16 protein-coding genes and 1 pseudogene are annotated in these 23,944 nt (G+C 38.1%); 13 read left to right on the top strand and 4 right to left on the bottom strand.

Annotated elements, in window-relative coordinates; all coding sequences use genetic code 11:
• Positions 1–89: 89 nt before the first annotated feature.
• The 9 genes and pseudogenes from ftsB to rpoS all read left to right on the top strand — a co-directional run bounded on the left by ftsB (position 90) and on the right by rpoS (position 6,658).
• The gene (gene ftsB, locus DBO93_RS13955; protein WP_108456882.1) at positions 90–392 is read left to right on the top strand and encodes a cell division protein FtsB; all 303 of its coding nucleotides are present in this window, start codon (positions 90–92) and stop codon (positions 390–392) included.
• Positions 392–1,120: a 2-C-methyl-D-erythritol 4-phosphate cytidylyltransferase gene (gene ispD, locus DBO93_RS13950; protein ID WP_108456881.1), complete on the top strand. Its 729-nt coding sequence runs from the start codon at positions 392–394 to the stop codon at positions 1,118–1,120. The genes ftsB and ispD overlap by 1 nt, the downstream gene beginning before the upstream one ends.
• A pseudogene (gene ispF / locus DBO93_RS18795) lies at positions 1,111–1,575 on the top strand (2-C-methyl-D-erythritol 2,4-cyclodiphosphate synthase); the annotation flags it as partial. The gene ispD and the pseudogene ispF, both read left to right, overlap by 10 nt.
• Positions 1,573–2,775 carry a tRNA pseudouridine(13) synthase TruD gene (gene truD / locus DBO93_RS13945; RefSeq protein ID WP_108457857.1) on the top strand — a complete coding sequence of 401 codons (1,203 nt, stop codon included), beginning with the start codon at positions 1,573–1,575 and terminating at the stop codon, positions 2,773–2,775. The pseudogene ispF and the gene truD, both read left to right, overlap by 3 nt.
• On the top strand, positions 2,772–3,524 hold the full coding sequence (surE, locus tag DBO93_RS13940) for a 5'/3'-nucleotidase SurE (protein WP_108456880.1): 753 nt from the start codon (positions 2,772–2,774) through the stop codon (positions 3,522–3,524). The genes truD and surE overlap by 4 nt, the downstream gene beginning before the upstream one ends.
• Complete coding sequence (locus DBO93_RS13935) at positions 3,521–4,198, top strand: protein-L-isoaspartate(D-aspartate) O-methyltransferase (protein ID WP_108456879.1); 678 nt, start codon at positions 3,521–3,523, stop codon at positions 4,196–4,198. The genes surE and DBO93_RS13935 overlap by 4 nt, the downstream gene beginning before the upstream one ends.
• Positions 4,199–4,201: 3 nt before the next feature.
• The gene (locus DBO93_RS13930) at positions 4,202–4,780 is read left to right on the top strand and encodes a YqaA family protein (protein ID WP_108456878.1); all 579 of its coding nucleotides are present in this window, start codon (positions 4,202–4,204) and stop codon (positions 4,778–4,780) included.
• Positions 4,781–4,797: 17 nt separating this feature from the next.
• A complete protein-coding gene (locus tag DBO93_RS13925) occupies positions 4,798–5,646 on the top strand; it encodes a peptidoglycan DD-metalloendopeptidase family protein (RefSeq protein WP_239058998.1) in 849 nt (282 codons plus the stop codon).
• An 85-nt stretch (positions 5,647–5,731) separates the two neighbouring features.
• Positions 5,732–6,658, top strand: a complete 927-nt coding sequence (gene rpoS, locus DBO93_RS13920; protein WP_108456877.1) for an RNA polymerase sigma factor RpoS — start codon at positions 5,732–5,734, stop codon at positions 6,656–6,658.
• 127 nt (positions 6,659–6,785) lie between these two features.
• On the opposite strand, the gene mutS is transcribed toward rpoS, so the two are convergent.
• From mutS to DBO93_RS13905, 3 genes are all read right to left on the bottom strand, one after another.
• Positions 6,786–9,347 carry a DNA mismatch repair protein MutS gene (gene mutS, locus DBO93_RS13915; protein WP_108456876.1) on the bottom strand — a complete coding sequence of 854 codons (2,562 nt, stop codon included), beginning with the start codon at positions 9,345–9,347 and terminating at the stop codon, positions 6,786–6,788.
• 535 nt (positions 9,348–9,882) lie between these two features.
• Complete coding sequence (locus DBO93_RS13910; protein ID WP_108456875.1) at positions 9,883–12,150, bottom strand: heparinase II/III family protein; 2,268 nt, start codon at positions 12,148–12,150, stop codon at positions 9,883–9,885.
• A gap of 59 nt (positions 12,151–12,209) precedes the next feature.
• Positions 12,210–13,691 (bottom strand): mannitol dehydrogenase family protein, encoded by a 1,482-nt coding sequence (locus tag DBO93_RS13905; RefSeq protein WP_108456874.1) that lies wholly within the window; start codon positions 13,689–13,691, stop codon positions 12,210–12,212.
• A 549-nt stretch (positions 13,692–14,240) separates the two neighbouring features.
• Here DBO93_RS13905 and DBO93_RS13900 point away from each other — a divergent pair.
• Positions 14,241–15,008 carry a FadR/GntR family transcriptional regulator gene (locus tag DBO93_RS13900; protein WP_108456873.1) on the top strand — a complete coding sequence of 256 codons (768 nt, stop codon included), beginning with the start codon at positions 14,241–14,243 and terminating at the stop codon, positions 15,006–15,008.
• A gap of 489 nt (positions 15,009–15,497) precedes the next feature.
• On the opposite strand, the gene DBO93_RS13895 is transcribed toward DBO93_RS13900, so the two are convergent.
• Positions 15,498–18,527 carry a TonB-dependent receptor gene (locus tag DBO93_RS13895; protein ID WP_108456872.1) on the bottom strand — a complete coding sequence of 1,010 codons (3,030 nt, stop codon included), beginning with the start codon at positions 18,525–18,527 and terminating at the stop codon, positions 15,498–15,500.
• A 750-nt stretch (positions 18,528–19,277) separates the two neighbouring features.
• Between DBO93_RS13895 and DBO93_RS13890 the strand changes: the two genes are divergently transcribed.
• The 3 genes from DBO93_RS13890 to uxuA all read left to right on the top strand — a co-directional run bounded on the left by DBO93_RS13890 (position 19,278) and on the right by uxuA (position 23,631).
• Positions 19,278–20,519: an Nramp family divalent metal transporter gene (locus DBO93_RS13890; RefSeq protein ID WP_108456871.1), complete on the top strand. Its 1,242-nt coding sequence runs from the start codon at positions 19,278–19,280 to the stop codon at positions 20,517–20,519.
• 125 nt (positions 20,520–20,644) lie between these two features.
• Positions 20,645–21,721, top strand: a complete 1,077-nt coding sequence (locus tag DBO93_RS13885) for a class I mannose-6-phosphate isomerase (protein ID WP_108456870.1) — start codon at positions 20,645–20,647, stop codon at positions 21,719–21,721.
• 713 nt (positions 21,722–22,434) lie between these two features.
• Complete coding sequence (gene uxuA, locus DBO93_RS13880) at positions 22,435–23,631, top strand: mannonate dehydratase (RefSeq protein ID WP_108456869.1); 1,197 nt, start codon at positions 22,435–22,437, stop codon at positions 23,629–23,631.
• Positions 23,632–23,944 lie beyond the last annotated feature (313 nt).

Below are 23,944 nucleotides of genomic sequence, written 5' to 3'. Positions count from 1 at the left end.
TTTTAAATCTAGTTGGGTGTTTACAGCAGACGGTACGCATTTATAATAGCGTACTATTAACCTTCTTTTATTTCGACTTTAGATACTTTATGCGGCTGATCACGGCAGTTTTAATACTTTTTCTTGTGCTTTTACAATACCGACTTTGGTTTGGTAAAAACAGTGTGCCTGATTATTTAGCGTTGGAAGAAGAGGTCAGTCGACAATTAGCTAATAATAATAAGCTAAAACAACGTAATAAATTACTTTATGCCGATACCGATGATCTAAAATCTGGTACCGAAGCGATTGAAGAGCGTGCACGCCATGAGTTAGGTATGATCAAACAAGGTGAAACATTTTTTCGTGTTATCCCTAATGATGATGCTGACGAAAAGGAAAAATTGCGATAATGAACAATGCTAATGGGCAATTTACCGTAGTCGTGCCCGCTGCAGGTGTTGGTAAACGTATGCTTTCAGCTTGTCCTAAACAATATTTAACCATTGATAATATTACCATTTTAGAACATACCGTTCAGCGTTTACTTAGCCACCCATCGATTGGTCATGTCATTATTGCCTTGGGTGAAAACGATGATTATTTTCCCAGTACAGGGTTAGCAAATAATCAAAGTGTTACTTGTGTTATTGGTGGTAAAGAACGTGTTGATTCAGTACTTGCTGGTTTAAAGCAGTTAAACGCAGCACAAGCAAAGTGGATTTTGGTGCATGATGCTGCAAGACCTTGTATTCAACACCAAGATTTAACACGGCTAATTACCTATTGTCTTGCCATCGATCACGGTGGCCTTTTAGCCACACCAGTCCGCGACACCATGAAACAAGCAAATGCTTCACAAGTGGTCGCTGCTACATTAGATCGCAGCCAAATGTGGCATGCGCTTACCCCTCAAATGTATAAAACACATGAACTCATCAACGCAATTACTTCGGCATTAGCAAGCAACATAAGTATTACCGATGAATCTTCTGCGATGGAAGCCCTAGGTTATGCTAGCGGCTTGGTTCAGGGGAGTAGCGATAATATAAAAATTACTCAGCCAGAAGATTTAGCTTTAGCTGAGTTTATTCTAAATCAACAAAAAAACAATTTAGCTTCAGAGGCAATATGCGAATAGGTCACGGTTTCGACGTTCATCAATTTGGCGGTTCAGGTCCACTAATCTTAGGCGGTGTTGCTATTCCGTATGAGTTTGGATTTATTGCTCACTCTGATGGTGATGTTGCTATTCATGCGCTATGTGATGCCATTTTAGGGGCATTATGTTTGGCAGATATTGGCAATCATTTTCCTGATACCGATGGTGACTACGAAAATATTTCGAGTCGAATTTTATTACGTCATGTTGTTGGCTTAATGCAAGAAAAAGGGTTTAGCTTAGGTAATGCAGATATTACTATTTGTGCCCAAGCACCAAAAATGGCGCCGCATCTTGTCGCTATGCGTGAATGTTTGGCAGAAGATTTACAAGCCGACATTGAGCAAGTTAATGTCAAAGCAACCACCACTGAAAAACTAGGTTATGTTGGCCGCAAGGAAGGTGTTTCAGTTCATGCTGTCGTGTTGTTAATGAAAACTGACAATAACAACAAAATAAAAACAGCAACTAAACCCGCAATTAAAAATGAAGTGAAACCGGTTGAGCAAAGCCAGTCACCATTACCTGAATTTTCATACTTATATGGTAAACCTAAGTCCACGGGTTTATTGCGACAGCACAGATCAGATTTTAAAGTTTTTGAGCAAATACCCTTTGAACCTTGCGGAGAGGGCGAACACCTTTTTATTCATATTCGAAAAACGGGTGCCAATACCGCATTTGTTGCTAAACAATTAGCACACTATTTTTCAGTGAACGAATCTTTAGTTTCTTATGCCGGCTTAAAAGATCGCTTTGCGGTAACCGAACAGTGGTTTGGTGTGCATGTTCCCGGTAAGCAAATTTTTGACTTAACTGACTTGAATATTGAAGGTGTAGAAGTTTTATCATCAAAGCGACATAACAAAAAACTGCGTATAGGCGGTTTAGACGGTAATCGTTTTGAAATTACCTTACGTGATGTAACAGACATTGATGAACTTGTTAGACGTTGGCACGTAGTGAGCAATTTTGGTGTACCCAATTACTTTGGTGAACAACGTTTTGGTATTAATGGCGGTAACATTGAAAAAGCCATGGGGTTGTTTTCAGGTCAAAAAGTCAAAGATAAGAAAAAACGTGGTATGTATTTATCTGCCGCTCGCTCGTTAATTTTCAACCAAATGATCAGCCAGCGTATTGAACAAAAAACATTCGACAGCATAATTAATGGTGATGTATTAATGTTGGCGGGTACACAGTCTGTATTTCGCGGAGATCTTACTGATGAAAGTTTAACAACACGCCTTGTTGAACATGATCTCGATATAACTGCGCCAATGTGGGGCGCTGGCGAACTCATGACTACTGATGATGCGCGTGCCTTTGAGCAAAGTATTGCTGATGGACAACAAGCTTTTTGTGAAGGGTTACCTCGTTTTGGTTTAAAGCAAGAGCGCCGACGTATTCGGTTAATTATTAAAGACACCGAAATTAAAGTCGATAACGATGTTGTAACCTTGTCATTCTTCTTAAGCTCAGGTGCCTATGCCACCACCATTATGCGAGAACTTATCGATTATACCGATTTAACTGAGCGAGTTGATGTCAGCACAAGAAGCAGTTCAACAGTTGAAATTAAAGCTGAAGTTAAAACAAAAGACCATAATGCGGAGCTAACAAATAGAACATGAGAATATTACTGAGTAATGACGACGGTGTTCATGCAGATGGCATTAAAGTCCTCTTTGATGAATTAGCAAAATTTTTTGATGTCACCGTAGTTGCACCTGATAGAAATTGTAGTGGTGCAAGTAACTCCTTAACATTGCTGAACCCATTACGTGCTCATACTTTAGAAAATGGCTTTATTTCGGTTAATGGTACACCTACTGATGCTGTTCACTTAGGCGCAGCACAATTAATGAAGCCACAACCTGACTTAGTTGTAGCGGGTATTAATCATGGTGCTAATTTAGGTGATGACACTATATATTCTGGTACGGTAGCAGCCGCAACAGAAGGGCGTCACTTAGGTATGCCAGCGATAGCGGTTTCATTAGTCTCTTCAGAGCCTAAGCACTTTCAAACAGCGGCGGTTGTTACGGCCAAATTTATTGAGCGTTTAAAGCTGCATCCGCTGCCTAGCGATCAAATTATTAATATTAATGTACCTGATGTGCCACTTGAACAACTCAAAGGCATTCAAGTAACACGCTTAGGTAACCGCCATAAAGCGGAAACAATGAAAAAGGTGAAAGATCCTTGGCAACGTGATATTTATTGGTACGGTCCATTAGGACAAGAGCTTGACGCTGGTGTAGGCACTGATTTTCATGCGATAGCCAATGGCTATGCTTCGATTACTCCCTTAACGATCGATATGACCGCTTATAAGAGCTTGGCAAAAATGACAGAATGGATTAATGAACTTTCAATATGAGACAAAGTAATATCAATGCCAGAGTGGGCAGTAATATCAGTGGAAAGTCGAGTCGTAGTGGAGAATTACTGGCACAAAAATTACTGGTTGAAGGCATTAAAAATCAACAAGTATTAAGGGCTATTGCAAGCTCTCCTCGACATATATTTGTGCCCGAAATTTTAGCACATAAAGCTTATGACAATACGGCATTGCCTATTGGCCAAGGGCAAACCATATCACAACCTTATATCGTAGCAAAAATGTCAGAATTATTGCTAGCTGATGGTGTACCAGATAGTATCCTCGAAATAGGGACCGGCTCAGGTTACCAAACCTCTATTTTGGCGCAGTTAACATCTAAAGTGTTTACAGTTGAGCGTATTAAGTCATTACAGTGGCAAGCTAAGCGCAGATTGCGCACAATGGACCTGCACAATGTTTCGATGAAACATGGCGACGGTTGGCAAGGTTGGCAAAGCAAAGCGCCATTCCAAGCAATTATCGTCACTGCTGCTCCAACTGAAGTACCGCCAGCCTTGTTGGAACAACTTGCCGATGGTGGTCGTTTAATCATTCCCGTTGGCGAGCAAAGCCAAGTTTTGAAATTAATTACACGTCATGGTGATGAATTTAAAGAACAGCAAATTGAAGCTGTTCGTTTTGTTCCTCTTGTACCTGGCGCTTTAGGATAGTTTGTGAAAATATTTTCTGCATTATATGAATGGACACTTAAATGGGCAGAGCATAAATTTGCCCCTAGAATTTTAGCAGTATTAACTTTTGCAGAGTCGGTGTTTTTTCCGATTCCTCCTGATGTCCTACTAGCGCCTATGGTGATGGCGCAACGCGAAAAAGCATGGCGTTTCGCTACTATCACTACCATTGCTTCAGTGTTAGGCGGTATTGTCGGATATGGTTTAGGCTATTTAATGTTTGACCCTTGGATACAGCCATTGATCACTGAATTTGGCTACCAAGCCAGATTCGATAAAGCCATGTTATGGTTCAGTGAATGGGGTGTTTGGGTGGTATTTATTGCTGGTTTTTCTCCAATACCTTATAAGCTATTTACCGTAAGTGCTGGCTTTTTAAATATGGCATTTTTGCCATTTTTAATTGCATCTGCCGTTGGTCGTGGCATGCGTTTTTTTATGGTTGCCGGTATTATTCGTTGGGGCGGAGCGGCGATGGAGAAAAAGCTTAAGCAGTGGGTTGACGTTTTAGGTTGGCTTGTTGTTATTGCCATTGTTGTTGCCTATATTGCGACACGCTAACAGATGTTAGGTTAATTATGACGAAATGGATGCAGGGTCACTTCTTTAACGCTAATAATATTTTGGTGTTATTGCTGATGTTCGCTATTAATGGCTGTTCAACTCGAAGTAAACCTGCACCTGTTGTTGACGTTCAAGGATCCCTTCCGCTAAGTCAACGGTTAAAAAACAGCGTTAGTGGTAGTGAATATATAGTCAAAAAAGGCGAAACTTTATATTCAATTGCTTGGCGCGCTGATGTTGATGTGCGCACCTTGGCCAGCATTAATAATATTAAAGCGCCATACAATATATATCCGCAACAAAAATTATTTTTAACTAAAACTTCGAGCAAACCAAGTGTTAGTACTACTAAGACTAAAAGCTATAAATCAACAAAACAAAAAGTTATAACAAAACCTATTGCACAGAAGAAAAAGCAGGAGTATGGTGGAAATGTAGTTGAGCGAAAAACAAGCAACAATGCTCAACAACCAAACACTGCATTTTCTCAAAAAATAAGAACATGGCAGTGGCCTGCAAAAGGAAAGGTTATTCGTAAGTTTTCCTCAGCAAAACAAGGTAATAAAGGAATCGACATTGCGGGGCGACGCGGTGATTCGGTAAAAGCAACTGCAGACGGTAAAGTAGTTTATGCCGGCGGTGCGTTACAGGGGTACGGTCAGTTAGTCATCGTTAAACATAACGAAGATTATCTTAGCGCTTATGCCCATAACGATCGTATTCTAGTGAAAGAGCAGCAAGTTGTAAAAGCCGGTCAAGTGATTGCCAAAATGGGAGATACTGACGCTGAAAGAGTTATGCTTCATTTTGAAGTTCGCTTTCGCGGAAAATCAGTTAATCCAATGAAGTATTTGCCGAAATAATAATAAAAATTTATCAAAAATAGATTGGAGTCAACGTGAATAATTAGTCAGTAATTTAGCTTGTGCTAAAAAAGGGAGATATAACATGGGTATAAAAAAAGAAATAGCATGTTCTGATGTTGCGGTTAAGGAAAAGCCAACAAATACAAAGGTAGATATGCCCGAAGAAGCACCTTCCAGTCTAGATGCAACGCAAATATATTTAAGTGAAATCGGATTTTCCCCCCTATTAACCGCCGAAGAAGAAGTCTACTTTTCTCGCCTTGCTCTAAAAGGTGACGAACGCTCACGTAAACGTATGATAGAAAGTAATCTCCGTTTAGTTGTAAAAATAGCACGCCGTTATAATAATCGTGGCTTACCGCTGTTAGATCTTATTGAAGAAGGTAACTTAGGCCTGATTCGCGCGGTTGAAAAATTTGATCCTGAACGTGGTTTTAGATTCTCCACTTATGCTACTTGGTGGATTCGTCAAACCATTGAACGCGCTATTATGAATCAAACTCGTACTATCCGTTTACCTATTCATGTGGTTAAAGAACTTAATATTTATTTACGCACAGCCCGTGAATTAGTGCAAAAACTTGATCATGAACCCACCGCAGAAGATATCGCCTTAGCGCTTGACGTTCCAGTAGAGAGTGTCAGTAAAATGCTACGTCTGAATGAACGTATTGCTTCAGTAGATTCACCCTTTGGTGGTGAAGGTGAAAAAGTTCTGCTTGATGTTATTCCTGATGAAAAAGGTGGCGGTCCAGAAACAAAATTACAAAGTCACGACATTAAACATAGCATTGTTGATTGGCTAAATGAGCTTAACTCTAAACAGCGTGAAGTGTTGGCAAGACGTTTTGGTTTGTTAGGCTATGAACCTGCAACCTTAGAAGATGTTGGTGTTGAAATAGGTTTAACACGTGAACGTGTTCGCCAAATTCAAGTCGAGGCACTTAAACGTTTGCGGGATATATTAAGTCAACAAAACTTATCTATTGAAGCCTTATTTCAAGTATAAAGTTACCCATTTAACTTTTATATTAGTATTAAATAAAAACCAGCAATTGCTGGTTTTTTTAGGTCAAAATTAAACTGAAGATATTACATTTCTCGGCTGCAAAGTTAGGCTATTAACTTGCGGATTCTTACAGTAAGCCTTTTAACTTATACAGTAAATCTAAGGCCATTTTAGGGCTTAAATCGTTAACATCTATTTCACTCAACTCTTCGACTACAGGGTGTTTATTATCCATTAAAGATAACTGTTCAAATGCTTTGGGTTCGTTAGTCATAATAGAAGGAGCTTGCATGCTTTCAAGCTCAGCTAAGCGTTGTTTTGCTCGTTGAATAACACTTCTTGGAACGCCAGCAAGTTGAGCAACTTGTAAGCCAAAGCTTTTGCTTGCAGCGCCTTCTTGTACTGAGTGCATGAAAACAATACTGTCCCCATGTTCAACAGCATCTAGATGAACATTTGCGAGTGTCTCAATTTGATCGGCAAGTAAAGTCAATTCAAAATAGTGGCTAGCAAAAAGCGTAAAGGCCTTAGTTTTGATCGCCAGCATTTCAGCACAAGCCCAAGCGAGTGATAAACCGTCATAGGTGCTGGTTCCTCGGCCAATTTCATCTAATAAGACTAAACTTTTATTGGTGGCATTATGTAAAATATTGGCTGTTTCAGTCATCTCTACCATGAAGGTAGAGCGACCGCTGGCTAAGTCATCAGAAGCACCGATACGGGTGAAAATTCTATCAACCATACCTATAGTTGCAGCACTAGCCGGTACATAACAACCTATGTGTGCCAGTAGAACGATTAATGCAGTTTGGCGCATATAAGTCGATTTACCGCCCATGTTAGGACCTGTAATAATCAACATCTCACGACGGTTATTTAATATCACTGGGTTGGCGATAAAAGGTTCTGTGGTCATTTGTTCAACAACCGCATGTCGACCTGCCTCTATATTAATACCGCTATCTGCTTGTAATATTGGTTTTACATAATTTAAAGTTTCTGCACGTTCGGCAAAAGTATTTAATACATCAATCTCAGACAGCGATTGCGCTAGCAGTTGCAGTTTCTCTAACTCAGGCAGTATTTGATCAAATAAGGCATCATATAGGCGTTTTTCAAGCGCCAGAAACTTACTTTGCGCTGAGAGCACTTTCTCTTCATGCTGTTTTAATTCGTTAGTAATAAAGCGTTCGTTATTCTTTAACGTTTGTCGTCGAATATAATCATCGGGTACATCAATTGCTGAACTGCGACTCATTTCGATATAAAAACCATGTACTTTATTGTAGCCAACTTTTAATGATTGAATACCCGTACGCTCTTTTTCACGTGCTTCTAGTTGTGCTAAAAATTCTGTTGCCCCATCGCTTAAGTCTCGCAATACGTCTAATTCGGCATTATAGCCAGCAGCGATAACGCCGCCGTCACGAATAAGTACAGGCGGATTTTCTACAATGGCACTTTCTAATAATGCTTGTATTGTAGGAATAGGCTGACATTGCTTAATCAATGCAGCTAAGTGTATTTGTGAGCAGCTTGTAGTAAGTGTCTGTAGTTCAGGCAAATGTATTAATGCATTACGCAAACGTGCAAAATCACGAGGGCGAGCAGAGCGCAAAGCGATACGTGCCACGATGCGTTCAATATCACCAAATTGTTTTAAGTTAGTGTTGAGCTCAAACGATAAGTCTTGCTGTAATATATCTTCAATTGCACTCTGGCGATTATTCAAAACTTCAAGTTCGCGTAGAGGAAAATGCAACCATCGCTTTAGTAACCTTGAACCCATAGGTGTAGCTGCTTTATCAAGAATTGCAGCTAAGGTGTTTTCGTTGCCACCTTGTAAGTTTTGCGTTAATTCTAAATTGCGACGAGTCGCAGCGTCGAGGATAACGGCACTTGAGGCGCTTTCACCAATAATTGATCTAATATGTGGCAATGCAATACGCTGGCTATCTTTTACATACTGAAATAAGCAGCCTGCTGCCGCAATACCTAAAGGTTTATCTTCAACACCAAAACCTGACAGTGACTGAGTACCAAATTGTTTATTTAGCAGGGTTTTACTGGTTTCTAAATCAAACTCCCAATCAGGGCGTCGTCGTAAACCTTTGCGACCAGCAATGACACTGTTGGCAGCTAAAGATTCTGGATAGAGTAATTCAGCTGGCGATAATCGCTGAAGTTCTGCTTGCACTTGCTCTTCAGTTCTTGGCTCTACTAATACAAATCGTCCACTAGTCATGTCTAAATAAGCGAGACCAAAACCCTGTGATGTTTGATGAATTGCCACAATTAAATTGTCTTGTCGATCGCTTAACAGGGCTTCATCACTAACCGTACCAGGGGTTACAACACGTACAACTTTACGTTCGACTGGACCTTTACTTGTCGCGGGATCACCTATTTGCTCACAAATAGCGACAGACTCACCTAGCTTGACTAATTTAGCTAAATAACCGTCAACCGCATGATAGGGGACACCAGCCATTGGAATAGCATTGCCACCGGTTTTTCCTCGCGCAGTTAATGAAATATCGATTAAATCAGATGCTTTTTTAGCATCGTCAAAAAACAGCTCATAAAAATCGCCCATACGATAAAAAATTAAAATATTAGGGAATTCGGCTTTAATTGTCAGGTACTGACGCATCATAGGGGTGTGTTTAGAAAGTTCTGATTCATTCATGTTTTATATTTTTATCGGTTGAGTTGTGTACTAAAGCTTTGTATTTAATGTTGATATTTATTCTACTTATTCAATGTTAGCAAAGCGAACAAAGATTAACGATTTACCTATGTTGTCAACGTAGACTAAATAGGGCGCTAATATATGATGAAAACGGTGATTTATTATCAACTATATAGTTTAGGGTAAGTAATTTAATTATTTAAAATGATACTAACAGAAAATGATATTCAGCGCTCTGTGTTAACAAGTATTAAATAAGGAAAGATTGTAAAATAATCAAGTGATGAATATGGTGTTAAAGCTATCATTTGTACTACACAACTTTAGGAAGTTGCTTTAGCCGCTTTGATAAACAAGATTAATAAAGTAAAAGGTTATAACCAAAAGGAAATGTTTTTGGAAAAGGGAAACTTGTTAAAAGTATGTCATGTTTATTGTGGCTAACACTGCAGAAGTTATACGAAATGTTACCAGTAACCGTTGCTTTACATGTAGGTAGCGGTTACTGGTTATTACTTTAACTATTTACCGTTTAATGTGAGCTGTTTATTGTGAACAGTTTAAAGCGACTATTAAATTTATAATTTTCACCGTTATGTGAAAAGCTGTTTAATTGCTTTGCTTTAATTTTATCAGCTGAGTTAAACGCCAACAAATAGTGTTGGTTACCGACAATGCTAATTTCAATTACATCAATATTATTGACTTTTTTATGTGTCAGTTTTTCAATTGAACTAACCGCAGAAATAGTAAATTCTTTGGATGGGTTATATTCACCATGAGGCTCTAACACGCTGACAAAAGTATGATTTTTAGCCTCGGATTTTCGGTTAATAAAAGCATTTTCATTACGTAAGTTAAATAGCGGATCGTTCGCACCAATTTGAGTGAAAATTAAAGATGAATCACCATCCATAACGGCTGAGCTAGTATAGAACCTGCCATTATCGTTTAACCAAGTAATTTGAGATAAACCTGCTTCAGGTTGTGCTTGTGCTTTTAACCATAAATGCTGATAACCATTCTCTTTACCTAGAACAGGCAAGCTCGTTAGCTGTGTGTCTAAATCAAAGTCAGTGCTAATTAAGTGACCTTTATAATGAACCGGTAAATCATATTGATGCGCTTCTTTTGACTTTATATCAAATACATCCACAACTAATGATTGCTCTAATCCTGATTTAAGTTTTAGCGGTAGTTTAATTAACGCCATAGTACGCTTTAAAGCAACGCCTTTGTATGCACTATTAATGGTTGCTGAACTCATAATGACGTGATCATTTTTTTCAAAAAATAATAATTCAGGGTGATTAGCATTACCCATTTTAACATCGGCATTAAAGTGTGACTTTTCGTCAACCACTACGGTATTGTGAGCAACGGTTTGCTTTGCCCAGGTTTGATTTTCAGGTAAGTATCGACCACCAAACTTTGCTTCGACATTTAAAAATCTTGCGGCGCCATAATCTGACACTATTTCAGCGCCTTTATCGTAAAACTGCCACGTAAGTTTATCGAAATGGCCATGACCTAAGCCTTGTCCTGTAGGTTTGAATAAAACCGCTTGCTCGCCGGCAACGTTTTGGCGCATGATCACCAATGCACCTTGTTTTCCGTCGTTACCATCACCAAACGCGACAGATTTAAACTGATAAGGTTTTTCAAGCTGCTTGTCTAATGCTTGTGCTACTTTTAAGCCTTCACCGGTTAATATAATTTCATTTTGCTGTTTAGCAATATCGAGCAGGCCTGCATCACCTGTTAAGCCATAGGCAATAGCTACACCGTTGACTAATTCAATTGTGTCTATGCCTTTGCTTTTAATTGCGTCATTAATTGGGAAGAATAGCTTGTTGTAGCTTAACTGAATGGTGGTATCAATGGCTTTTAATAGAATACCGTCACGGTATTCAAAAATTTTACGTTCAGGCTGGTTTGCTTGAATGACTTTGGCAAAAGTAACGAATGGCATTAACGCATAACGTTGATAATAGGGACCTTCGTTGTAATAGCCTTGCGGAGAAAATAACTCATCTAACTGTTTTAAAAAGCCACCCTTTCCTGATTTATCAAGATCATAAAGCGCTTGTTCTACCCATTCTTGCTCACCTAATACATAGCCTGTCATACCAACAGCAGCGGTTGCCCATGTGCCATGATTATGTACTTTGTTAAAAGTTTGAGGTGACTCTACAGACAAAAATTTAGCAATAGGGCGAAATAAACCTGTTTCAATTTTAGTTTTTTCGTCGGCATTTAATGCAGGTAAAATTAAGTCGTAAGCCTGACTGGTATAAACTAACCACATTGCTTCGTTTAGGCTTTGCCAAAATAATTTACCAGGACTTTGTTTGCCCATTTTTCTTTTCGGGTGAAGCGGTAAAGTAGGGTAGAGGTCGGCATAAACCAGCAGCATATCACGCACATAGTTAGCATATTTTTCATCTTGAGTTAGTTGAAAAATAATACCGGCATCGTACATTAACTTGTAATTTTTCTTATGACGTTCATGCGTATAACCACCACCGCCATCTTTTGGCTGTGGTACGGTAATTTTTTGCGCTATTTGTTCATCTACAGAGGCTTTACTGGCAAGAAAAGTACGTTTAAATTGCCCTTCATCTTTTATAGCCGCGCGCATGTTTTTAACATCTGCAACGGTTATCACTAGATTAGGACTAGTTTTTGCCATCGCCAATTGTGTGTTACCCACTAACGCAAACAAAACGATGCTGATAGCTCCTAGCCATTTTTTTGCTGTAAATGGGAGAGTGAATGAGGTTTGATTTAATAGTTTCATAAATACCCGTTCTTCAAATTAAAATTACTAATTGCTTAAAGTACAATCAAAAGTGCTTTTTAAGCAGACAATTTATCTACAATGTTGCTAATGTTTTTGATATCGCCAATGCGTAACGCTGATAAACTGTCAGCTAATTGGACTTTGAGTTGTGTGTTATCTTTGAATGTTTGACCAAAAATTGACTCAATACTTAAAAAAGATTCAACAACTTCCATTACGTCATTACTGAGTAAGTGAGGCATTTGAGTAAATGTACTCGCGATTGGGTCTATTATTTCGTTACCTGACTTTAAAGCTTGGCAAATAAATTCGAACCAGCAAGCTAATGACAAAGAAAGTAACGTTGTTGAACGACCTAGGAGTAAGTTATCTTCGATGGTTGGTAATATTCTCATTTGTATTTTTTGCGAACCGTCGAAGGCTATTTGTGCTAATAAGTGGCGAATATTAGGGTTTAAGAAACGCTGAATAATATCGTGGCTATAAATCTCGACATTTAATTCTTTGGGAGGTTTAAAAGAACCAATAATTTCTTCTGAGGCAAGTTTGCTAATAAACTGATAAAAGCCTTTATCACTAGTTACGTCAAATACAGTTTCAAAGCCTGCTAAAGAACCCGCGTAAGCTAAAGTTGAATGTAAACAGTTCAGTAATCTTAACTTTGCTTTCTCAAAGCCTTCAACATCGTCGGTGAATATAACACCAACATCTTCCCAATTTGGTCGTTCGCCTTGCCAGTTATTATCAATAACCCATTGGGTAAACTCTTCTCTTTGAATTGGCCAATTGTCTTGTAAGCCGACGGCCTTAGAAACTGACTCAACAGTGTAGTTTTCAGTTTTCGGCGTTATGCTATCAACCATGGCATTTGGAAAGGCAACATTAGTATCTATCCAGTCTTTAAGGTCTGCATCAAATTGTTCAGCGTAATCTAAAACAGCACGTCGTAATTTGTCACCATTACCAGAAACGTTATCACAACTGAGAACATTGAAGGCATTAATGCTATTAAGTTTACGAAGTTTTAGAGCTTCAACAATAAAGCCGATAGCACTCACTGGGGCGCTTGGGTTTGCTAGGTCATGTTTAATATCGCTATGGTCTAAATCTAAAGAACCGTCTGCAGCTAAGCAATAACCTTTTTCTGTAATCGTTAAGGTAATAAGTTTTGTACTCGCTGCAGACATACGCGTAATTACGTCGTTTGTTTGCTCGCTAGCAACAAGTACTTCTTTGATGGCGCCGATGACTTGATAACTAATATTTTTATCTAAAATTGCTAAGGTGTATAAATTATCTTGTTTTGCTAAAACGTCTCGTGCGGTTGCACTGCGAAGCGATACCCCACAAATACCCCAGTTCCCGCCAGATAAATTCATTGCGTTTTCAGTATAAAACGCTTGATGTGCACGGTGAAAAGCCCCAGGACCTAGATGAACAATACCAATTTCAGTGCTTTCTCTATCGTATTGAGGGACAGAAATTTCTTTATTACTGGCGACTTGAGATAAATTTAATTGATTTAGCGCTAAGGTCATATCGTTCTCTTGTTTGTATTACTTTGAGCGGTGTGAAGTGACTCAGTTTCTTCTCATTATTACCACTTGATGATCAAAATATTTATGTACTGAGGTAAAGTTTAGATCGCCTCATAAATATTAACTTCATTTATAATAAACGAAAAGCAATCGGCCTTACCAGTTTATTTTTGTTTTATTTGAGGTTGGTAATTTACTTGATGTCTGTGTTTTATTATTTATCAATATTTTCAGTTATTTGCGGGATTAATCGTGAGGTTTTATTTGGCATTACCAATATGAGTAGTGGAGAAAATAAACTATGTTAATTGGAGGAAAGTCGTAGCTAAGCTTTAGCGCTATTTTTTTATGCTTATCGTTACGTTAACCATCGGGTGTAGATACTAATGTCACACTTGAAAGACTCGCTTAAATTGATAACAGTAATATGCTATGACATATATAAAACTGACGTTATATTCTGTATTATGACTTTTCTATCTAAAAACTGGTCATTTACATTTTTATATTGGTCAGTTAGGTACCTTAAGTTCAAGTGAATAAAATTTTATGAAGTCATCAACAGCAAAAACGCCACGCCTTTACCAACAAGTGGCCGAAAAGTTACTTACTCTCATTGAGTCAGAACAATATACCGTTGGCATGCGTTTACCTGCTGAACGTGATTTAGCGGCAATGTTTACCGTTAGCCGACCAACGATTCGTGAAGCTGTTATAGCACTTGAATTAGAAGGTTATGTTGAAGTTCGTATGGGTTCTGGTGTGTATATTGTTGAGCACAATAAAGGAAAAAGCCGTTTTTCTGATAAAGATGTTGGGCCTTTTGAGTTAACAGAAGCTAGAGCTTTATTCGAAGGTGAGGCCGCCGCATTGGCCGCTACTATGATAACGGATGAAGAGTTAGCCCAACTTTCGCAAACGCTAAATGAGATGGCCTGTGAAAACAATAATGATATAGACAGTCATGAAGCCGCTGATAAAAAATTTCATATGATTATTGCAACAGCGACTAACAACAGTGCAATAAGTGCTGTTATTGAGGGGCTATGGGATGAACGAGACAGTTCTGCCCTTACTAAACGCATGTATCAAACTGTGCGAGATAGTGGTGTTAAACCCTCTGTTGATGAGCATAGAGCAATATACGAAGCACTAAAGTCACGTGATGCTCAAGCTGCACGAGCCTTGATGCGTGAGCACTTAATGCGAGTAATCGATGGCATTTTACAAGCAACCGAAGTTGAGGCTGTAGAGGCTGCTCGTAAACAAGTGATTAAAAGTCGTGAAAGGTTTAGTAAAACCCGTGCGCTTACTTAAACGTGTTAACAAAACACGCTAATCTATAGCGATAATTTATTTATCCTACTATTCGTTTTTATTGACCACTTTACAGCTCTTTAGAATACATCGTTAGATCAAAAACTAGCGGTGTTCATCTCTATTTGACCAAAAGTAAATTGTTCCAAGCAATATCATTTATAAACCATACCACTTCAAAACCATACCACTTCAAAACCATACCACCGCTAAACCATGTCACTTCTAAAACTAAGTTGAATAGTAATGGGTTCATTTTTAATATTTAAAATAAAAGCTACGGTGTTTTAAATTTATAAGACGAATAACGACTTAACAAATTTCATGCTTTGTATTTATTGATTTTTTCTCATAAAAAAAGTCATTAACCAGTACAAAGACTCGTTAATGACTATTTATAATTTCACGTTTTTTTACTGTAAACCTTTGGTGATATATTTCTAAACTTGGCGCTTATATCAAATGATGCAGCGCCATTGTGTTACTTGTTTAGAATCTGTAGCTAGCACCAAAAGTAATACGACGGTCTGTAATGCCTTGAGCACAAAGCATTGCGCCTTCATTAACACAAGATTGTGTAATGTCTGACTCTGTTAAGTTAACAGCTTCAAGGCCAAGGTTTAAGTTTTCATTCACGTCATAACTTACACTCGCGTTAAGTTGACCTCTGTCGTGTGTAACAACAGGGAAACCTAAAGTAGAGTTCAAGCTTGCGCCAGCAGCAGTATCTTCTGTGCGGAACGCATCACGCCATGTGTAACGTAATCTAGCAGAAAGGCCAAACTTCTCGTAGTAAACTGCAACGTTGTATGCATTTTCTGAAAAGTCTAATAGACCACGGTCAGATGTAACATCAACAAATTGTGCACTATCATAAACACCGTTAATGGCATTAAAGATATCTGTTCCACGTGTTGCAGAAGTGTAGAAAGCTGAACCACCGCTATATTCTTGAATCGTGTAGTTAGCAACAACACCAAAACCTGACGCCCAACCTAAGTCATCTTCGAAGCTTGAAAGGTCATACTGAACAGCCATCTCAATACCTTTTTGCGTAGTTGTGGCTGAATCATTTAGCTTAGTTTCAACATCAACACACAAACCAGTAGTATTAGGATCGCCTATCGCATTAGGCTGAACTGCAGGGTTATAAATACCACCACCAGCACATGTAGGACCTGGCTCTCTGAAGCCATTTGCTTGAATAATTGCACTTTCTAATTTATTAACAAATAAGTTAGAACGCTCTTTATTAAAGTAACCGATACTTACTACAGCAGCTTCAGCAAAATACCATTCAGCTGACAGGTCAAATGAAGTTACTTCTTCAGGTTCTAATGCCGCATTACCGATTTCTACTGAAGAGTTTTCGTTAGTGCCAAATGACACTGAGGTATTTAAGTCGCCGAAATTAGGACGAAGAATGTCTTTACCCCAACCTAAACGAAGCACAACATCATCATGCACGTCTGCAACTAAGTTCAAACGAGGTAGAGTGTAGCTATAATCACCGGTGTTTGACGTAGGGATTACAGTACCATTAACAACACTATTAGCTCTAGATTCAATATCTGTAGAGATATGACGTAAACCGATATTACCGCGTATCATTTCATACTCAAAGTTTGCTTGAGCGTATATTGCATGCGTTTTTTCTTCAATCTTAAATGCTGCGGTATCTGAAGGAGTAAGGTCAGAAAAATCTTGTTTACCGCCATGCGCAACAAGAGCAGCTTCTAATGTAGCTAATACACCGTCTGGGTCGTTGAACGCTAAGTTTGGATCTATGATTAAGAAGTTACGTAAGGCTAATTCTCGACCGTCAGCATCACCAAAATGACTAGGACCAGCTACAAGAAGGTCAGCAAATAAAGCACCGTTCGGGCTATCAACCATTTTACTAAAGCCACCAATACGATCAGATATGCTAACTGAATCATGTTTGGTGATGTTATAGCGGTAACCAAAATCAACTGAAGTTACAATATTATCATCGATAAAATAAGTAGAGTCGATACGGAAAGCATCTTCAGAGTTGTCTGTTGTACTACGACTAACATCTACTTGGTCTAGCACTACATTGTTAGGATCTAATAAATTAGCAACGGTTGGTGCAAATGGTGAAGCAAAGTCGATACCAAATGCTAATGAACCACCGGTTAAGTCATAAATAAATGGCACACTGTTATCATTACTAGAACCATCAAGCGGTGTTAGTGGATTAGGGTTAATAAAGTTTAATTGTGTATTCAAAGATGGCGTTACAGTATCAGAACTTGCCGATGAAAGTTCAGCGCTTACAAATAAGTTATCGCCTTGCCATTCACCACCTAATCTAAATACTTGTGTATCTGTTACACGTGCACCCGTATCACTGTTAAAACGTAAGTTTGGATCATCATCATCAACCGAGTTTATTGGCTGAATTGTGCCTCTACTTGCTGCTCTAATACTACCTAGGTCTACACCATCAAGTGAGCCAAAGTCTATAGTTTCAAATTCGTCAGGAACCGTGTAGTTAAGTACACTACTAACACCAGATGCTTGAACGCGAGTACTTTCTTGACGACGTTCTTGTGAAGTAATGATAGCGTCGAAGAAAAACTTCATATTGTCGTTAGGTGCAAACTCAAACGTTGTTGCAAGGTTTGTAGTTTCATATTCAAAGTTTTCTAATTCCTGATTCAAGAATTGAATACCAAGAAAATCGAAATCTTGCGCTGCAGGTCTTTTTGTAACCTGATTCTCTATAACCGGGTCACCGTCACTGTTGTATCGAGTAACATCAGCATTTTTGTTTTCAACAAGGCTACCGTCGCGGTCAACACGAGGACGGAATGAAGTGGCTTCTTGTTTAGCATAGCTACCACTAATAACAAAACCGAATTTACCTGAGTCTAATTCCCAGTTATCACCATAAGCACCAGATACTCGTGGTTGAACGCCGTCGGTAGTTAAACTACTATCTTCACCTTGTACACGAAGTGAGCCTAATGTTTCAGATAACTCAAGAGGACGAATAGTACGTAAATTTACCGTACCACCCACTGAGCCTTCAGTGGTTTTAGCTTCAGGGGATTTAGTTATTTCAACACCAGCTATAATAGCAGCAGAAAGATCTTCGAAATTCATACCACTGCGACCAGCACCTGAACCTACTGTAGATGCGCCGTTAATTTCAACGCGGTTTGAATTACTACCACGGATTTGAACACCAGTACCAATACCAGCTGTTCTAGTAATTTGTACACCTGTTACGTTCTCAAGAACTTCTGCAAGGTTTTGATCAGGTAGTTTACCGATATCAGTTGCCATGATTATTTCGACTAGGTTAGCCGTATCACGTTTTTCTGCAAGTGCACTTGTCAGTGAGCTGCGCATGCCAGTCACTTGAATTACTTCAACTGATTTTTTAGCTTGTGCTTCAGTTTCTGCTTCTTGTGCAGCAACTGATGCTGCAAAAGTCAGCGAAGTAGCTGAAAGAACCGCTAAGGTTATTTTGGATAATTGTTGTCTCATAGATTTCCCCTGTGTAGTTTTTTTGAAAATTATTTTTGCAAACATCTCAAAAGCCACATCTTTAGTTTAATTAAAGTCGTCCCTAGAATTGCAAACTCCCTGAAAGTAAAAAATATCAAGTACTCAAAAAGAATTACCGTAGATAGTTACAATAAAAGTAGCAAAGGTCAATCTTTTGGTTATACAAAAAAGTTAACAAAACCCCTGTTTGGACTTACCAGTTGGTCTGTTTATTATTACCGCTTGGTTAGCTTGTAGTTTCTGTGTTATTTAAGTTTATGTATTTATTACTTTTTATATAACCATTAGGTTTATTGTAAATAGAGTATATATTTTTTTATAATATCTTTTTATTCCATTGTTATACGAGTTATTCTTGTTAATATACTTTATTAGTCTAAAAAAAAACCAAAGATGGTTTTTTGTTTAACCAACAAGATAAATTGGTTGACCAAATGGACATATACCAATAGTCTTTAATGATAAGTATTTAAGAAGAGTTAGAGATTCGTGCTTCAGCTCTTTGTTTTTAGGCATTGTAAGCGTAATGTTTTGTTGAGGTGGGTCTGTTGATATGTATCTCGCTGTCATTACGAGTTTATATGGAGACACTATTCATATAATTAAGCAAAAGTATTAACTCAATATAAAACGTACTAAAAGTAAAAAAATACAGCTTTTTTGTACTGATAGTTTGTAATAAATGAATATGTCCGTTTTATTCACTTTAACTCTAGGTAAATAATCACCATGAATAATATGAAAACTTTTTTTAAGTCCTTACTGCCTGGCATATTTTTGTTTGGTTTTACGGTTGGTACTGGCAGCGTTACAGCTATGGCTAAAGCAGGTGCAGATTATGGCATGTCACTGTTGTGGACTATCTTTATTTCTTGTGCGATTACTTACTTTTTAATTAACTTATTCGGTAGATTTACTTTAGTCACAGGCATGACAGCGTTACAGTCTTTTAAGAAGCACATTCACCCTGGCGTTGCTATATTCTTTATCGTCGCTCTTACAACGCAAATTTGCGGCAGCGTTATTGGTGTCATGGGAATATTAGCTGATGTTTGCTATGAGTGGTCAAAAAACTTTGTTGACGGTGGTATATCAGCGGTATATTTCGCATTATTCTTTATTGCCTTTGTTTATATTATTTTCCTAATTGGTAAGACAGAGGTATTTGAAAAAGTTTTGGCGATTTTTGTCGCTATAATGTCGGTATGCTTTTTAATAAATTTTGTAATTTTGATGCCACCTGCGATTGAAATATTAAATGGCATGGTACCCAATATTCCTGAAACTGGTGAAAATAAAAGTTCCTTTCTAGTTATTGCATCAATGGTAGGTACGACTGTTTTTTCAGGCTTGTTTATATTAAGAACCATCTTAGTGAAAGAGGCTGGCTGGACGATGGCCGATTTAAAAACTCAGAATAGAGACGCATTGTTTTCCGCCTTCCTTATGTTCATTGTAAGTACGTCAATCATGGCGGCTGCGGCAGGCTCTTTATTTGTAAAAGGCATTACTTTAACGAACGTTACACAAATGATTTATTTGCTAGAGCCTTTAGCGGGTGCAGCTGCTGTGGCCATATTTACTATAGGGCTTATAGCTGCAGGCGTATCTTCTCAGTTTCCTAATGTGGCACTACTACCATGGTTATTAGATGATTTTCACCAGCGTAAGCCCAATCTTAAACGTACCAGCTATCGTGTTATTGCCTTAGTCATTTCTTCATTGGGTTTAATTGTCCCTATTTTTAGCGTTAAGCCGATTGCCGTTATGGTGAGCTCACAAGCTTTTGGTGCATTATTACTGCCAGCAACTGTCGGTTGTATCTTTTATATTGGTAATAAGAAGTCACTCATGGGAACCTATAAATTTTCGACTGTTACCAATATTATACTTTCAATGATATTTGTCTTTGCCATAGTCATGAGTTACATGAGCTACAACGGCATTATCTCTACGTTACAAGCACTTTAGTGTGTAAATGGGCTGACCATTGAGCGTTAGCCACTTAGGTATAAATCTTCAGCACTTATTTTTATCTTCATCAATACGTGCATCAACAATTAATTTATGTAAAAAAATTTAATGGAATATGATCAATGAATAAAATAATTAAATTTAATGCTAATCGAGTATGGCGTACTTACCAAGGTGGTAAACTACTTGATACGATTGAAGGGAAAGCATCGCCACAAGATACAAGCTTTCCTGAAGACTGGATAGGTTCTACCGTTGAAGCACGTAACGTGGGACGTGAACATATCTCAGAAGGTTTAGCGATGGTAAATAACGAAGCGGGGCAGTCGATTGCTTTTCGTGATTTATTACAAGAAAATCAAGCCTATTTCTTAGGTAGTCATGACGATACTATGCGTACGCTAGACGATATTCCACTTGTTAAATATCTTGATAGTTCCACACGCTTGCATTTTCAAGCACACCCAACACGAGAGTTTGCTCAAGAACGGTTAGGTATGCCACGCGGTAAAACTGAAGCGTATGTCATCCTTGAAACGCGAAAAGATATCGCTGATCCATACATATATGCTGGGTTTCAGCGCTCGCCAAGTCGTGAACAATTAAAAACATGGATTGAAACTCAAGATATTGCTTCTATAGAGAGTTGTTTTGATCGCATTCCAGTCAAACCTGGTGACGTATTTTTATTACCAGGAGGTCGCCCTCACGCTTTAGGCGAGGGGATACTTATGCTAGAAATTATGGAGCCTTCGGATCTCGCTGTAAGATTTGAATTTGAGCGTTGTGGCTATGTGATCCCAGAACAAGCAAGGTTTATGGGCAGGGATATTGAAACCGCTTTAGACGTATTTAATTTCGATCCGGTTCCGCCTGAAAAAATAGATGCAGAGTTTCGTTGTACCCCTAAAATTCTTATTTCTGATGAGCAAAAAAATAGCCTTGAAGAGCTTATAGGTGCTGACGATACAACATGCTTTGTTGTTAAGCGTGCATCGGTTGCACAAAGCTTTAAACGCAAAGAGAACGGCTTTTTTTATGGCATTGTGACAGAGGGCTCAGGCACATTCATTATTAACGGTGAGGTTACCGAGCTTAAACGCTGGGATCGATTCTTCTGTCCAGCAGGTGTTACTGAATTTGAATATCAAACCGATTCAGGTATGTCTGTACTCGAATGTTACCCAGGTAACAGCTAAACGAACCCAACATGTATTACCTGCTTAACTGACCATTAGCGAATATGTATATCATGCTATTCGTTAATGGTTAACGGCAGTGCTTAACATTATTTACTGTAAACTTATCAATGTTAATGTTGTTATTATATCTACTTCGTAACCGATAATATTATTAACGTTAAATGATCAAAAGCATTTAGAAAATACCTTTACTGACTCACCTATATTCGATTGAACCTTCTACAACATTGATTACAATTGAAGTTATCCTACTTTATTACTCTGCCTGAGAAGGCTATCTCTATCTCTATGTTTATAAGTTATGCCTATATTTGTTTTACCCATTGCAATTAAAATTGGACTTACCAATATATGTTATGTAATATCCTACGTTAATACTTTTTATGTATTTAATGGGCTTCTGGCCTTTATATTGGTCAGGCCTGTTGCGGTTTTTTACAGAGATATGTGAAGTTTTATCGATAGCAGTTGAAATTAAAATAACGGTTAAAGTAAATTTAAGTGTTTATTAACCTTAATAAATCGAATAAATAACAAGCCGGCTTTTAACCTTACATTTACTTAAATCGTAGTGAGTTATGCATATAACGCTAGTGAAGTTTTACCTGCAATTCTGATATCACTAGGAAACGATATTATTAACTTTAGACCTTAATTGAGCGTCTGAAAAATTACAAAATCATCATGAATAATGATGTGGAGATACTATAATGCGTGAAGCTTGGCGATGGTTTGGTCCTAATGATCCCGTGTCTATTAATGATGTAAGGCAAACGGGTGCTACCGATATTGTTAGTGCTTTACATGCTATTCCTACTGGAGAAGTGTGGCCGTTAGATCAAATTCAGGCCTATAAAGCGTTAGTTGAACAAGGTAATAATGAACAATCTGAACTTGTTTGGTCTGTTGTTGAAAGTATACCTGTACATGAAGATATTAAGTTAGGTCGTGATAATAGTCAGCGCTATGTTGATGCTTGGATAGCATCAATGGAAAACTTAGCACAATGTGGTATTAAAACTATATGCTATAACTTTATGCCTGTGATCGACTGGACTCGAACTGATTTAAAATTTCAGTTACCTAACGGTGGCTTTGCGTTGAGATTTGATCAGCAAAAGTTTGCAGCGTTTGATTTGTACATATTAAAGCGAGAAAATGCAGAAGCCGATTATTCAATTGAAGAGTTAGAACAAGCTAAAACCGTGTTCTTAGCTATGTCTGAAGACGATAAAATATTATTAACCAATAATATTATTGCGGGTTTGCCAGGCAAAATGACTGACGCTTACAACATCGATAATTTTCGAAGTATGTTGGCTAATTATAAAGACATCACTAAAGACATTTTAAGAAAAAATTTATTCGCTTTTCTATCTCAAGTGTTACCTAAAGCAGAGCAGTTAGGTGTTAAATTAGCCATACACCCTGATGATCCACCAAGAGACATGTTGGGCTTACCTCGTATTATTTGTACATCTGAAGATTTAGATATTCTATTTTCTGCACTGCCAAGTTCAGCGAATGGCATTACATTATGTGCTGGCACCTATGGTAGCCGTCCAGATAACGATCTACCTGTTATGGCTAAGCAATATGGCGATCGTATTCATTTTGCTCATTTGCGCGGTGTCAGTAGAGATAAAGCTGAACAACGTTCGTTTTATGAAGCCGAACATTTATCAAGTGATGTTGATATGGTGGGAATAATTTCTGCATTATTAAGTGAAGAAAAGTCACGTGCTGAAAATAACAATAATAGCCCGATATTTATTAGACCTGATCATGGTCATCAGATCTTAGATGACATTAATAAGCCAGGAAACCCAGGTTACTCATGCATTGGGCGCTTGAAAGGCCTAGCTGAAATTAGAGGTGTTATTAAGGCGCTTAGTAGCATCGCTTAGTTAATATTTGCACTTTAGATGCCATAGCGCATTAAACAAATGAACATTAAAATCAAAGTAGTATTAACGCTACTTTGATTTTTTTTGTTTGAGATTTTTGAACCTAAGCTAGTTTATAACAAACACTGCCTACAACTTGTGTAACATACAAATGCTGATTGAATTTATAGCATTTCAATTATGAGCCAACATAACTAAATAGTTATAGGTTTTAGTCCCTTTATAAGTCATTACGTAAATGTATTTATATAAAAACGTTTATAGTGATAATTGAACATACTCGTCTTTGTAAAAAATTCTAAGCTCAACAATC

The sequence above is a fragment of the Colwellia sp. Arc7-D genome, from assembly GCF_003061515.1.
Classification (GTDB): Bacteria; Pseudomonadota; Gammaproteobacteria; order Enterobacterales; family Alteromonadaceae; genus Cognaticolwellia.
This window is presented reverse-complemented; position numbering and strand designations above follow the sequence as displayed.